10 protein-coding genes and 8 tRNA genes are annotated in these 14,172 nt (G+C 47.1%); 2 read left to right on the forward strand and 16 right to left on the reverse strand.

Going from position 1 to position 14,172, the window contains the following annotated elements:
• Positions 1-8: 8 nt before the first annotated feature.
• The 4 genes from msrB to malQ form a co-directional block, all read right to left on the reverse strand.
• Positions 9-389, reverse strand: coding sequence for a peptide-methionine (R)-S-oxide reductase MsrB (gene msrB, locus H027_RS0105230; RefSeq protein WP_237657925.1), 381 nt, complete (start codon positions 387-389; stop codon positions 9-11).
• 99 nt (positions 390-488) lie between these two features.
• Positions 489-2,570, reverse strand: coding sequence for a glycogen debranching protein GlgX (glgX, locus tag H027_RS0105235; RefSeq protein WP_024871467.1), 2,082 nt, complete (start codon positions 2,568-2,570; stop codon positions 489-491).
• 54 nt (positions 2,571-2,624) lie between these two features.
• Positions 2,625-4,808 carry a 1,4-alpha-glucan branching protein GlgB gene (glgB, locus tag H027_RS0105240; protein WP_024871468.1) on the reverse strand — a complete coding sequence of 728 codons (2,184 nt, stop codon included), beginning with the start codon at positions 4,806-4,808 and terminating at the stop codon, positions 2,625-2,627.
• Between the two features lie 58 nt (positions 4,809-4,866).
• Positions 4,867-7,059: a 4-alpha-glucanotransferase gene (malQ, locus tag H027_RS0105245; RefSeq protein WP_024871469.1), complete on the reverse strand. Its 2,193-nt coding sequence runs from the start codon at positions 7,057-7,059 to the stop codon at positions 4,867-4,869.
• Between the two features lie 318 nt (positions 7,060-7,377).
• On the opposite strand from malQ, the gene gapA reads away from it, so the two are divergent.
• Both gapA and H027_RS0105255 read left to right on the forward strand, forming a co-directional pair.
• Positions 7,378-8,373 (forward strand): glyceraldehyde-3-phosphate dehydrogenase, encoded by a 996-nt coding sequence (gapA, locus tag H027_RS0105250; RefSeq protein ID WP_024871470.1) that lies wholly within the window; start codon positions 7,378-7,380, stop codon positions 8,371-8,373.
• A gap of 76 nt (positions 8,374-8,449) precedes the next feature.
• Positions 8,450-9,340, forward strand: a complete 891-nt coding sequence (locus tag H027_RS0105255; protein ID WP_038149176.1) for a D-hexose-6-phosphate mutarotase — start codon at positions 8,450-8,452, stop codon at positions 9,338-9,340.
• A gap of 52 nt (positions 9,341-9,392) precedes the next feature.
• Here the strand turns inward: H027_RS0105255 and nadA are convergent, their stop codons facing one another.
• From nadA to tolB, 12 genes are all read right to left on the reverse strand, one after another.
• Positions 9,393-10,454 carry a quinolinate synthase NadA gene (nadA, locus tag H027_RS0105260; protein ID WP_024871472.1) on the reverse strand — a complete coding sequence of 354 codons (1,062 nt, stop codon included), beginning with the start codon at positions 10,452-10,454 and terminating at the stop codon, positions 9,393-9,395.
• A 135-nt stretch (positions 10,455-10,589) separates the two neighbouring features.
• Positions 10,590-10,665 (reverse strand) — tRNA-Lys (locus tag H027_RS0105270).
• 12 nt (positions 10,666-10,677) lie between these two features.
• Positions 10,678-10,753: transfer RNA gene (locus tag H027_RS0105275), tRNA-Val, on the reverse strand.
• 7 nt (positions 10,754-10,760) lie between these two features.
• Positions 10,761-10,836: transfer RNA gene (locus H027_RS0105280), tRNA-Lys, on the reverse strand.
• A 22-nt stretch (positions 10,837-10,858) separates the two neighbouring features.
• Positions 10,859-10,934, reverse strand: a tRNA-Val gene (locus H027_RS0105285).
• Between the two features lie 42 nt (positions 10,935-10,976).
• Positions 10,977-11,052 (reverse strand) — tRNA-Val (locus H027_RS0105290).
• 10 nt (positions 11,053-11,062) lie between these two features.
• Positions 11,063-11,138: transfer RNA gene (locus H027_RS0105295), tRNA-Lys, on the reverse strand.
• Positions 11,139-11,155: 17 nt separating this feature from the next.
• A tRNA-Val gene (locus tag H027_RS0105300) sits at positions 11,156-11,231 on the reverse strand.
• Between the two features lie 10 nt (positions 11,232-11,241).
• Positions 11,242-11,317 (reverse strand) — tRNA-Lys (locus H027_RS0105305).
• A 147-nt stretch (positions 11,318-11,464) separates the two neighbouring features.
• Positions 11,465-12,289, reverse strand: coding sequence for a tol-pal system protein YbgF (gene ybgF / locus H027_RS0105310; RefSeq protein ID WP_024871473.1), 825 nt, complete (start codon positions 12,287-12,289; stop codon positions 11,465-11,467).
• Between the two features lie 12 nt (positions 12,290-12,301).
• A complete protein-coding gene (gene pal / locus H027_RS0105315; protein ID WP_024871474.1) occupies positions 12,302-12,820 on the reverse strand; it encodes a peptidoglycan-associated lipoprotein Pal in 519 nt (172 codons plus the stop codon).
• A gap of 28 nt (positions 12,821-12,848) precedes the next feature.
• On the reverse strand, positions 12,849-14,144 hold the full coding sequence (gene tolB, locus H027_RS0105320; protein ID WP_024871475.1) for a Tol-Pal system beta propeller repeat protein TolB: 1,296 nt from the start codon (positions 14,142-14,144) through the stop codon (positions 12,849-12,851).
• Positions 14,145-14,172: the final 28 nt, after the last annotated feature.

Genomic DNA, 14,172 nt, shown 5'->3' on the forward strand with positions numbered 1-14,172 from the left:
TTACTACGTTAGGGGGTTTTATCCGCTTCACTAAACTCCAGCGCCAAACTGTTTACACAATAGCGCTGTCCGGTTTCTGTTGGTCCATCCGGAAAAACATGTCCCAAATGCGAGCCACAATTTGCACAGAGGATTTCAACCCGACGCATACCGTGCCGGAGATCCTCTTCATACCGAATCGCATCCGGTACCGCACGATCAAAGCTGGGCCAGCCACATCCGGAATCAAATTTGGCACTGGATTCAAATAATGGCGCATCACAGCAGACACAGTGGTAAATTCCGGTTTTTCGGTTATGTAATAACCCACCGGAAAATGGCCGTTCAGTGCCTTTTTCCCAACAAATATGAAATTGTTCCGGAGTTAATTTCAACCGCCAGTCAGTCATCTGCTTCCTACTCATCGTAATTTTGTTACTCAATTGTTAACAGACTAGATGAGTGAGGAAACAGATTCAAACTACAAACAATAAGGTTAATCAGAAACTTTAATTGATATCACATCCCTGCGGTGGACATGCTCGTAATAGCTTCATTGCATGGGCACTGCATACGGCCACCAGCTGCGGCAAATCATCTAATAACAAACGTTTACCGTCATGTGCTGCCGTATCTGCTGCCAACGTCCAGCTATAACTGTCTGCTGGCTCCGGCAAGCGGAAATGAATGTCATAGGCACTGGAATTAAATAAGACAAGCCAATGTTCCCGGCTCTCTTTTGCAACAATTTCCATGACCAACGCTTGCGCAGACGGCGCATTCCAGTCACCTTCGGTTAATTCACTGCCATCCGGATGATACCAATGCACCGTATCCGGCGTAGTGCGTATGCCAAAATAGTGATCATCGCCAAGGTGTAATTCCGTAAATGCACTGGCTGCCCGGCGGATGCGGATCATCTGTTTCACAAAGGTCAGTAACCCTTCATCTTCCTCGTTAAGTTGCCAGTTCACCCAGCTGATCCGGTTATCCTGACAATAGGCATTGTTATTTCCCATCTGGGTACGACCAATTTCATCGCCAGCCAACAAATGAGGAATACCTTGCGATAGCAATAGCGTTGCCAGCATGTTCCGTTTCTGTTGTAACCGGATCCGGCTAATACGTGATTCCCGTGTTGGCCCTTCCACACCATAATTTTTCGACAAATTATGGCCGTGTCCATCGCGGTTTTCTTCTGAATTGGGCTGATTATGGCGTTGCTCATAACTGACCGTATCTTCCAGTGTGAAGCCATCGTGATAACACACGAAATTCACACTCGAATGGATGACACGCAATGATTTCGGGAAGATATCGCGCGACCCAAGCAAGCGAGTGGCAAACTCGGCCATCTTACCCATATCACCACGCCAAAATGAACGGATCGTATCCCGATAACGATCATTTAATTCACGCCACTGCGTCGGGAACTGCCCTAACCGATAACCAAACGGACCAATATCCCAAGGTTCAGAAATCAATTTAACATTGCGTAAAACCGGGTCTTGCATCAGAGCCTTACAAAAACCACCATAAGGATCAAATTCTCCCCCTTCGCGGGCCAACGTCACCGCCAGATCGAAACGGAAACCATCGACATGCATCTCGGTCACCCAATACCGCAGGCTATCCATCACCAGACGCAGCGCATTCGGGTGATCCACATTAAACGTATTGCCACAGCCGGTGACATTACTGTAATGGGTATAATCCGGGCCAAATGCCCCATTATCAAAACAGTAATAACTGCGATTATCTAAACCTTTATAGCTTAAGATCGGCCCGCCATTGCCCCCTTCCGCGGTATGGTTAAACACCACATCAAGAATGACTTCAATGCCGGCACGGTGCAGCTCTCGCACCATAGTTTTGAATTCAGTGATGGCATGTTTCACCGCATAACGCGGTTCCGGCGCCATGAAACAGAGCGAGTTATAGCCCCAGTAATTCTTCAATCCCAGCTGAATTAATCGCGGTTCGCTCATAAAACTGGCGACAGGCATCAGTTGAACTGCCGTGATCCCCAGTTCTTTCAAATAACGAATTACCGTAGGGTGGCACAATCCGAGATAGGTTCCACGTAATTGTTCCGGTAATTCCGGGTGCAATTTTGTGAAACCCTTAACGTGCACTTCATACAAAATCGTCTGTGCATCGTTATGATGTGGTGACACGATGCCCTGCCAATCGAACTCATCATCCCACACGACGGCCTTAGGCATCATGCGCTGGCTATCGCCCTGATATTGTTCTTCATTCCATTCCAAAGCACGAGACAGTTCCTTTGCGTAAGGATCTAGCAGTAGTTTTTGTGGGTCAAAGAGAAGACCATGTTCCGGTTGATGCGGGCCATAAACCCGATAACCATAGAGCGTGCCGGATGTGACACCCTGCACATAACCATACCAGAGATGACCTCGGCGCTCACGAAAACGGATCCGGGCAACCTCTTGTTCTTTTGCATCAAATAGACATAGTTCAACACGCTCCGCCTCTGGAGCCCATAAGACAAAATTGCATCCTTTCACATCTAACATTGCCCCCAAAGGGGCATCTCTGCCAGATAACAATGTGTATTGATCCGTCATCGTCTTAACTCCATTCGGCACCCGCAAAACCGCAACGGGTGCCTCTACGCTGTTTTACTCAGCCATTTTTTTGATAAATACGGTAGCCAATGGCGGCAGGTTCAACACAATGGAGTGACTTTTCCCGTGTGATTCCACGTTTTCAGAATGGAATACCTCAGCACCGACGAAATAGTCTCCACCCCAATATTCACTGTTGTCCGTATTCAGCACAATGTGATAGCGGCCTTCTTCTGGAACTCCAATACGGAAACCATCTCGAGGTACAGGTGTAAAGTTACATGCCGCAATAATAAAGCTATCCTGCTCTTTATTCCGACGCAACATCAGCAATGAGCTGTTTTCCCAATCAGCATGATCCAGCCATTCAAAACCGGTTTGTAAATAATCGGCATCATATAATGCGGGTTCAGAGCGATAGAGTTTATTCAAATCGCGGATCAGGTTTTTCTGACCACGATGCTTGTCAAAACCAAGCAGCCACCAGTCCAACTGCCCATCATGGTCCCATTCACTCGCCTGCGCGATTTCCGTTCCCATGAAATTCAGTTTTTTCCCGGGGTGCGCATACATATATCCCATATAGGTGCGCAGATTCGCCGCCTGCTGCCATTCATCACCCGGCATTTTATAAAGCAGTGACTGTTTACCATGCACTACTTCATCGTGAGACAACGACAGAACAAAGTTTTCGTTATAGTGATACACCATCGAGAAGGTCAAATCATTGTGATGGTATTTACGGTGAATGGGTTCTTTTGCCATATAGCGCAATGAATCATTCATCCATCCCATATTCCACTTAAAGGTGAAACCCAATCCGCCGGTATAGGTAGGACGAGAGACCCCAGCAAATGCGGTCGACTCCTCGGCAATGGTCATCGCATGCGGATAACGCTCATAGACCTCACGGTTAAACCATTGCAGCAGCGAAATTGCTTCGTAGTTGTGATTACCACCATCAACATTTGGCACCCACTGCCCGTCATCGCGGGAATAATCCCAGTACAACATGGAAGCAACGGCATCAACGCGTAAACCGTCGATATGGAAGTGATCCAACCAATACAGGGCACTGGCAATCAAAAACTGACGAACGGTGTCACGCCCGAAATCATAGATATAAGAGTTCCAATCCGGATGCCAGCCACGACGGGGATCTTCGTATTCATACAACGGCGTACCATCAAAACGCGCCAATCCATGTGAATCTGATGGGAAGTGCGCAGGCACCCAGTCAAGGATCACGCCGATACCGGCCTGGTGGCAGCAATCGACAAAGTATTTGAAATCATCCGCTGAACCGAAACGACTGGTAGGCGCAAACAAGCCGAGAGGCTGATAACCCCAGGAACCCGAAAATGGATGTTCCATAATCGGCATCAGCTCGATGTGGGTATAATTCATTTCCTGCAGATAAGGGATCAGTTGATCCGCCATTTCACGATAGCTCAGAGAACTGCCATCTTCATGCCGTTTCCACGAGGCAAAATGCATTTCATAAACAGACAGCGGCTGTTCCAGCTTATTATTGCGCTGGGATTGTTGCCAATCAGCATCATGCCACGCATATTGCTTGTGGTCATACACAACAGAGGCAAACGATGGATACTGATCTGCATAAAACCCCACCGGGTCAGCTTTATGCGGTAAGCAGTGGCCGTATAAATCTTTCAATTCAAACTTATAACGAGTTCCGACCTCAAGCCCCGGAACAAACAAGACCCAGTGACCGCACAAACTGCGTTGCATAGGATGACGGCGTCCATCCCAGTAGTTAAAGTCACCAATCAGACTGACCGCCATGGCACTTGGGGCATACACGGCAAAACGAACCCCTTTCACAGAAACGCCATTGATTTCCGTTTCCATCAACTGAGCACCCAGCGTGCGATATAGATTATCGGCACTGTGTTTCAACTCAGCCAAACCACGAAACGCTTCATCATGGAACTGATACGGATCAACGATTTCCGTTTTCGCGTCTGGGTAGTTCACCTGCAAAACATATGTAAAAGGATCGCTTAAACCAGGAAATGCCGCCTCAAATAAGCCTTCAGGATTCAAACAATCCAGATTACATTCCACCGCCTTGCTTTCTATCCGACGAACTGCAACCGCAGTGGCATGTGGTAACCAAACGCGCAGAGACCACAGAGATTGTTCTTTATTGTAAACCCAACCCAGTTTTTCAAAAGGCTGCCCGCAACGCGCCTCATTCAGCTCTCTTAACAGCATATAAAACCCCTAATACTCACGAAAGATCATCAGCTACTGAAACAATAACTCGCTGATATTAATTTTTTTGCAGTTGTTTTCTTGCATTGGTCAGCCGGCTAGCCAACGCCGCCAATGTGGGATCATTCAAAAAGCTCTCAAGATCCCGACTTAATTTTCTGCGCCAATTCGGATATTCCGTACTGGTTCCCGGCACATTCACCGGTTTATCCATCTCCAGCCAGTCTTCGAGTTGAGTACTGAACAGAGCACTATTTCCTCGGCACATATGCTCCTGTAGCGCGTGCGATAATACTGAACTCATCCCGACCCAACTGACATCATGTCCAATACTATCTGGCAACATCTTGTGCCAGTGTAAGGAATCCAAGACTGCCTGCTTGGCACTGTGTCGTTCCCGATACAGATCCTGCAGCTTCTCTTCATCTGGATAGAGTCCCAATTCACGACCTAATGAGAGATCATCACAATGCCAGAATCCTCTCAGTGTGGGCATATCATGAGTGGTCAATGCGGACATCGCCTGAGCCGGGTAATGAGCTGGAGAAAAATAGCCGCCATCCAACGCACGCTCGAAGAAGAAAACCTTGTAGGAATAGATACCATTCTCGTGCAACAACGTTTTCATTTCGGGAGGCAGAGTACCAAGATCTTCGCCAATGACCATACAACGCTGCCGATGAGACTCCAACGCCAGAATAGCCAGCAAATCCTCTACGGGATAATAGACATATGCCCCCATACTAGACGGCGCACCCGGCGGCACCCACCACAAACGACGTAAACCCATAACGTGATCAATACGCAAAGCACCACAACCTCGCATATTGGCCCGAAGCAATTCGATAAATGGCTGATAAGCCGAGTGATAGAGCCGCATCGGATCTATGGGTGGTAACCCCCAATTTTGTCCCTGAGGACCAAGCGGATCAGGCGGAGCCCCAATGCTGGCTTTAGGGCAATACAAATCTTTATTGGCCCATATCTCACATGATCCTTCCGAAACACCCACGGCCAGATCACGATACAAACCAATTTTCATACCCAGCACTTTTGCCAATTGCTCCGCTTCTGTCATCTGTTGTTCAGCAACCCACTGCAAGAACAGATAGAAACGGATATCGAGCTGATGTGAAGCAATCCAGGTTTTCACCGCGGGTGATTCATAATCCCGATACGCATCCGGCCAGACTGGTGGTCCCCATGCCTCTAAGCCACCGGCATACAAGGTATTCTGCAGTGCATCGAAAGTAGCAAGCTGCAATAAACTTTCGCCACCGACTGTAATATATTCAGCAAACGCACGTCCCCGCTCAGTACGAGCTGAAAGGTCAGCATTCTCAAATAATTGCCGTAACCAGCGGAGTTTGAATGCAAACACCGCCTTATAATCGATCCATGACACAGCGCGTAATTGTCGCAACTGCTCCTGTTCTTCTTCTGCCGATAGCATTTTTTGTATTTCAGGATTGGCCTGAAATTCGGGAATGGCCTCAACATCAATGTAAATAATATTGAGCCAGCGCCGAGACGAAGGACTATAAGGACTGCACGCGTCTGGATTAGCCGGATATAAAGCATGAATGGGGTTCAGGCCAACAAAATCAGCGCCCCATGCGACAACACCACGAATCAACGTTTTCAGGTCAGTAAAATCGCCCACGCCCCAGTTTCGCTGACTGCGCAAACTATATAACTGCACACTGGGGCCCCAGCATTTTTGATTTTGCTGAATAAATTCGGCCTGGAAACAGTGATGAGGTGTAATTATTAAAGAAGATGTCGCTAATATTTCCGCATTATTGCCAGATAAAAGAACAAACTTATGATAACCATAAGGAATATTATGCTGAATATTAATTAAGTATTCTGAAAATAAGAATTCATTATATTGAAAGGATTTTATTTTTTGATTTTCAGCAATATCAAGCAAACCTTGTATTTGATCGCCAGATTCAAGCTCAATCCGCCACCCCGTTGGAAACACCGCCTCGGCAGGCAACCGGCAAACAAGTTGAAATTCAGCCTGCTGTCTGCGTACATAAACCGGATCTAAAATTTGCTGCCAATGCGTCATATCATCATCAGCAATCTGGCCTGCCAATACTTCCGGATCAGAGGGAACATATCCCATCGCTGTTAATATCGCCCGCTTATTTTCCGGTGAAGTCTGCGTCGTCTTACCCCAGATATCGGTATATTCCTGCCCTATCCCACGTTTTTTTGCCAGTAACTCAAGGAGATCGTCCATCATATCCTCCCGTTGAATAATTCAGGCTACTAATTATCAGTGCCACTTGGTAAACCCTGATTTTCACATATTGAAGGTAATACTGAATGTGACCTGACCACCAGCAATTATTTTTGTTTAGTTCAATCGACCATAATTTATCCAAAAAAAAATAATAATCGCGACTTGACTTAGCATAAATCAGGCTATGTGCAGTAAACAAATTGACTATTTCATGATATATCGCAATTAAAAGTCGCTTGGTAGTTGCTCACTCCCCCTTAATTCTTGTAAATTCATACTCGAATTTTTTCCCTTGAACACATGTTGGGTACAACTATGACTATCAAAGTAGGTATTAACGGTTTTGGCCGTATCGGTCGCTTCGTATTCCGCGCTTCTTTCGAACGTTCAGACATCGAAGTTGTTGGTATCAATGACCTGATCGACGTTGATTACATGGCTTACATGCTGAAATACGACTCAACTCACGGTCGTTTCAAAGGCACTGTAGAAGTTAAAGACGGCAACCTGGTTGTTAACGGCAAAACTATCCGTGTAACTGCAGAACGTGACCCAGCGAACCTGAAATGGGACGCTATCGGCGCTGACGTAGTTGCAGAAGCAACTGGTCTGTTCCTGACTGACGAAACCGCTCGTAAACACATCGCTGCTGGTGCTAAGAAAGTTGTTCTGACTGGCCCATCTAAAGATGCAACTCCAATGTTCGTAATGGGTGTTAACCACACTTCTTACGCTGGTCAAGACATCGTTTCTAACGCATCTTGCACCACCAACTGCCTGGCTCCACTGGCTAAAGTTATCAACGACAAATTCGGCATCGTTGAAGGTCTGATGACTACTGTTCACGCTACTACCGCTACTCAGAAAACTGTTGACGGCCCATCTGCTAAAGATTGGCGCGGTGGCCGTGGCGCGGCTCAGAACATCATCCCATCTTCAACTGGCGCAGCTAAAGCAGTTGGCGTGGTAATCCCAGAACTGAAAGGCAAACTGACTGGTATGGCTTTCCGTGTTCCAACTCCAGACGTATCTGTAGTTGACCTGACTTGCCGCCTGGCTAAACCAGCTACTTACGCTGAAATCTGTGCAGCTCTGAAAGCAGCATCTGAAGGCGAAATGAAAGGCGTTCTGGGTTACACTGAAGATGAAGTTGTATCAACTGACTTCGTTGGTGAAAAACAGACTTCAGTATTCGATGCCAAAGCTGGTATCGCTCTGAACGACAACTTCGTGAAACTGGTTTCTTGGTATGACAACGAAATCGGTTACTCAAACAAAGTTCTGGACCTGATCGCTCACATCTCTAAATAATTGAGCGCTCATCCTGAATGAGTTTAAGAGGCAGCCTTAGGGCTGCCTTTTTTGTTTTTGTACGAGGAAAATGATCATGCTTGAAAATTTTAACCTGACAATACAAAAAGCACTGACAGCACATGTATCTCTGGCCAGCGGTGATAAAGGGCTCTCTTATCTGGTCATTCAGAATGAACACGCTGAAGCCGCCATATCCCTGTTTGGTGCACACCTGATGCATTACCAGGCAAAGGGTAAGCACCCTCTACTATGGATGAGCCATACCACTGCACAGGATGGCTCTAAACCGTTTCGTGGCGGCGTTCCTATCTGTTGGCCATGGTTTGGCCCATCTCCCGATGACGTAGGCTTAGGCAAACAGGCTCATGGTTTTGCCCGCAACATGAATTGGCAAATCGAAGGCGTGAGTGAACTGGCTGAAGGGACCTTAGTCCATCTGCTATTAGAAAGTTCGCCCGAATCACTTGCATTATGGCCACATGCGTTCCGACTGGAGTTTGAAGTATTAATCGGCGCTGAACTCACCATGTCTCTGACCACTACCAACACAGGTGACAGCGAGCTTCGTTATCGGGCTGCTTTGCACAGCTACTTTGACACCCGAGATACAGCATCAGTTAAAGTTTCCGGTTTAGGTGCTCACTTCCTTGATAAACTGACCAAGAGCGAAGGCACACAACAAGGCGATTTTGTACTGACTGCAGCCGTTGACCGTGTATATACCGCTCCTGAAACCACAGTCACCTTCACGAATGGCTATGAAACCATTCAGATGGATAATGGCAACGCCAATTCTGTCGTGGTCTGGAATCCTTGGGAGCAGGGTGCTGCAGGTATGGCAGACTTTGATAGCGATCGCTGGCAATCAATGGTTTGCGTTGAAACAGCACTGACTGGCGAAGGTGAAAGTGTTACGTCGGGTGACGAACACACTCTGAGTGCCACACTGCGTTATATTGCGTGAGGCCAGTGGGCAGACCTATTCGGCCTGCCCATTATCATTAATATTCCTAGCGTTAAATATTACTGGTTACTTTCTGCTGTAAACCTGTCGCAAAATCCAACATGCGATTTAGCGGCACCAATGCCTTCAAGCGTACCGCTTCTTCCACCTGAATTTCATGTTTCTGGGCTTGTTCTGATAAGGCGGCATAAATCGCTTCCAAACCGTTCATCGCCATCCAAGGACAATGCGCACAACTACGGCAAGTTGCCCCATCGCCTCCGGTTGGCGCTTCAATCATGACTTTATTTGGGCACGCCTGCTGCATCTTATAAAAGATGCCGCGGTCAGTCGCTACAATCAATGTTTGGTGTGGCAACTGCTGCGCGGCTTTAATCAATTGTGTGGTTGACCCTACTGCATCGGCCATATCAATTACTGCAGCAGGTGATTCAGGATGCACCAAGATTGCAGCATCAGGATGCTCAGCTTTCAAACGCGCCAAGGCTTTTGCTTTAAATTCATCATGAACAATACATGCCCCCTGCCAGCGCAACATTTCAGCACCCGTTTTCTTTTCAATATAAGCGCCTAAATGACGATCCGGTGCCCAGATAATTTTTTTACCTTCAGCATCGAGATGTTCTACTACTTCTAAGGCAATACTCGACGTCACGACCCAATCAGCGCGGGCTTTCACCGCTGCCGAGGTATTGGCATAGACAACCACGGTATGGTCAGGGTGTGCATCACAGAATGCAGAGAACTCGTCGACAGGACAAGAAAGATCCAAGGAGCATTCAGCCTGTAATGTTGGCATCAGCACCTGTTTTTCAGGACTCAGAATTTTCGCTGTTTCACCCATAAAACGCACGCCAGCCACAATCAGGGTTTGTGCGGGATGCTGCTTGCCAAACTTTGCCATCTCCAGCGAATCACCTATAAACCCACCGGTTGCTTCTGCCAAAGCCTGAATGTCGTGATCAGTATAATAATGCGCAATTAATACCGCATTTTTCGCTTTCAGTAATTCAGAAATACGCGCAGTCAATTCCTGTTTACGTTCAACAGACAAGGGGGCTGGAATTTGTGGGAAAGGATAATCAATTTCAACCACATTGACTGAGCTATTCATAGCTGACTCCGAATTACATTAATGCTTTGGCCGATTATAACTGAGATGGAAGGCTTGCTAAATGCCATTGTTAAAATGCTTAATAAAATGAATGCTTATGCAAAACAGAAGAGGAATTTAGTGAATTAGGAGAGATGGTGGGTCGTGAAGGATTTGAACCTTCGACCAACGGATTAAAAGTCCGCTGCTCTACCGACTGAGCTAACGACCCATCGTTTGAAGCTGGTGGTCGCTACTGGGATCGAACCAGTGACCCCCTCCTTGTAAGGGAGGTGCTCTCCCAGCTGAGCTAAGCGACCTGGGAACTGGTGGGTTGTGAAGGGATCGAACCTTCGACCTACGGATTAAGAGTCCGCTGCTCTACCGACTGAGCTAACAACCCACACTTTTTTATAACTAAACTTTGGTGGTCGCTACTGGGATCGAACCAGTGACCCCCTCCTTGTAAGGGAGGTGCTCTCCCAGCTGAGCTAAGCGACCTAATTCCACCATGCTACATATGGGAATGTAATCATGTAAATCTGGTGGTCGCTACTGGGATCGAACCAGTGACCCCCTCCTTGTAAGGGAGGTGCTCTCCCAGCTGAGCTAAGCGACCTGGGAATTAGTGGTGGGTCGTGAAGGATTTGAACCTTCGACCAACGGATTAAAAGTCCGCTGCTCTACCGACTGAGCTAACGACCCACTGAAAATCTTAAATCTGGTGGTCGCTACTGGGATCGAACCAGTGACCCCCTCCTTGTAAGGGAGGTGCTCTCCCAGCTGAGCTAAGCGACCTGGGAATTAGTGGTGGGTCGTGAAGGATTTGAACCTTCGACCAACGGATTAAAAGTCCGCTGCTCTACCGACTGAGCTAACGACCCACTCTTTGCTGGCTTTGCTTTGTGCCCTGCCAACGGCGGCCTATAATACGGATTTACGTTTCCGACGCAACAGAAAAGTAATGATTTTTTCCTGTTTGCTCATCGTTCAACCAATTTTCCTTATTTTAGACCAATTTTAACTTATTATTAACCACCAGATGCTTTCTGCGCCAACTGAGCGGCGGAAGTATTAGGGTATTGTTTTATGACCAGTTGGAAGAATTTATTCGCTTTTTCTGTATCACCTTCTGCTTTTGAGATAACACCCAGCTTATAAATTGCTTCCGGACGTTTTGGTGAATCTTTGTATTTCTGCGCAACTGTCAGGAAGTGAACCTTCGCTTTTTCACGATCGCCCTGATTCAACAATAACTGCCCCAGCCAGTAATGAGCCCCTGGTTGCAATGATGAATTCGGATAATTGGTAATAAACGTATCAAATGCCGGGATCGCCTTGGCATAATTTTTATCTTTTATGACCAGATTAACCGCTGCTTCATATTCTTTGTTCTCAGACCCACTGGCAGGTGCTGCTTTGGCTGGAGAGGCGTCACTCTGCTGTTTTGTTACAGCCTCTTTTGCTACGGCTGCTGCCTGTGCCGGCTGGGATGCAGGCGATTGTTCCGTTGTAGGTTGTGGCTGCGTAGCTGACGCTGCAGAACTATTCGCCTGAGGGGCTGAGCTCTGCTGTGCCTGCTGCATCTTATCTAATTCGTCATACAGCGATTTCTGACGATCTGTCACTTGCTGTAGCTTATGATTCGATTCCTCAAGCTGTCCTCTTAATGTCCGGACATCATTGGTTAAAGAATCAATCTGCTGTTGCATTTCAACCTGAGATAAACCTCTGGAATTGACCATGCGCTCCAGTTTCACAACGCGATCTTCCAGATCATCCGCACGTACTGCCAGAGAGACAGAAAAAAGAGCGGCCATCAAGGTGGCCGCTTTTACATAATTGAGGTTGCCCATCAATATCAAACCTTAGTAAACCAAGACCGCACGACGGTTGTGGCTGAAAGCCTCTTCGGTATGACCAGGATCAGCTGGTTTTTCTTCACCGTAGCTCACAACTGACAACTGAGAAACATCTACACCCAGGTTTTGCATATATTTCGCGACGGCTTTTGCACGACGTTCACCCAATGCGATGTTGTACTCTGGTGTACCACGCTCATCTGTATGGCCTTCAATCAACACTTTGACTGTGTTGTGGCTTTTCAGGAAATCGGCATGCGTTTGTAGCAACTGAGCGTACTGCCCCTCGATTGCATCTGAATCGTAGTTAAAATAAACAATGTTGTCTTGTTTCAATGACTCAAACTGCTGTTTTGCCTGTGCGTCAGCTGACAAACCTGAATCCAGACCAGAGGTTTCTACACCTTGACCAGCACCCATACCATTTACATCAGCAGAGCTAGAGCCTTTTTTATGGCTACAAGCAGCCAGCGTAACCAGTGGAATTGCAATCAGCAGCGTTTTCAGCAGCGGGTTAATTTTCATTTTCATATCCTTGATACATTTGCTCGGATTAATTCATAAACGGTGACCAGGCTGGAGAGCGAACTTCTCCCTTCGCGGAAGGTAAGTTAGCTTTGAAACGCCCGTCTGCCGATACCAGCGCCAGCCCCTGGCGACCTTGATATACAGTGCTATAGATGATCATACTGCCATTTGGTGCAACACTTGGTGATTTATCAAGTGAAGACGTTGTCAGTACATACACACCACCGCCATTTAGATCCTGACGTGCAATTCGATATGCACCCTGAACCTTACTGACCATCACCAGTGCTTTGCCATCAGGCGTAGCGCACGCTTCGAGATTTGAATCACCTTGCCATGTTACACGGCTGGTGCTGTGTGATGCTACATCTACTTTATAAATTTGCGGTCTGCCGCCTCGCTCGGATGTGAAGAAGACCGAGCGGCCATCAGCACTCCACGTTGGTTCAGTATCAATAGACGGATCAGTCGTCAATCTGTTCAGACGACGAGTTGCGATATCAACTGTATAAATATCTGGCTGACCATCTTTAGATAATACCACCGCCATCGAACGACCATCCGGTGACCATTCAGGTGCTCCGTTAATACCGGGGAATGACATCAACATGGTACGCGCCTGAGAATAGAGATCCTGAATAAAAATGGCCGGAGTGCGTTTTTCAAAACTCACATACGCAACTCTACGTCCATCCGGTGCCCATGAAGGTGACATGATCGGCTCACGAGAGCGAAGTAGCATGCGTTCATTGTAACCGTCATAATCAGCCAACATTAAGTGATATGGCATTGGTTGAGAACGATCCACGGTCACATACAAAATACTGGTCATGAAAGCACCGCGTTCACCAGTCAATTTTTCATAAACGATGTCTGAGATGCGATGGGCATATTTGCGCAGTTGCTTGGCTGTCACAGTAGCAACACTACTAGCTAATACCGCGTTGCCGCCTGATTTACCTTTAGCAACATCAACCAGTTCAAAGGTCACACGGTACTGACCAGCACCAGCTGCTTCGACATGCCCGACCACCACAGCTTCTGTTCCCAAAGCAGACCAGGTTGCATAATTAACTTGACCACTTTGTGCAGGTTGTTCCGGCATGGAACTACGGCTCAGCGGATTAAATTTACCGCTACGCATCAAATCAGAGCTAATAACATTAGCCACATCTTCTGGCAATGCGCTATCTGATTTAAAAGGCACAACTGCGACAGGACGACCGCTATCCATACCACCGGTTACCAGAATATCCAGTTCTGCCATGGCAGACTGACTAAACCACAACCATCCTATCAATGCTATCAAGAGTTTCTTCATCTTTATTCATTTCCCGGTTGTTACAAAA

The sequence above is a fragment of the Tolumonas lignilytica genome, assembly GCF_000527035.1.
Classification (GTDB): Bacteria; Pseudomonadota; Gammaproteobacteria; order Enterobacterales; family Aeromonadaceae; genus Tolumonas; species Tolumonas lignilytica.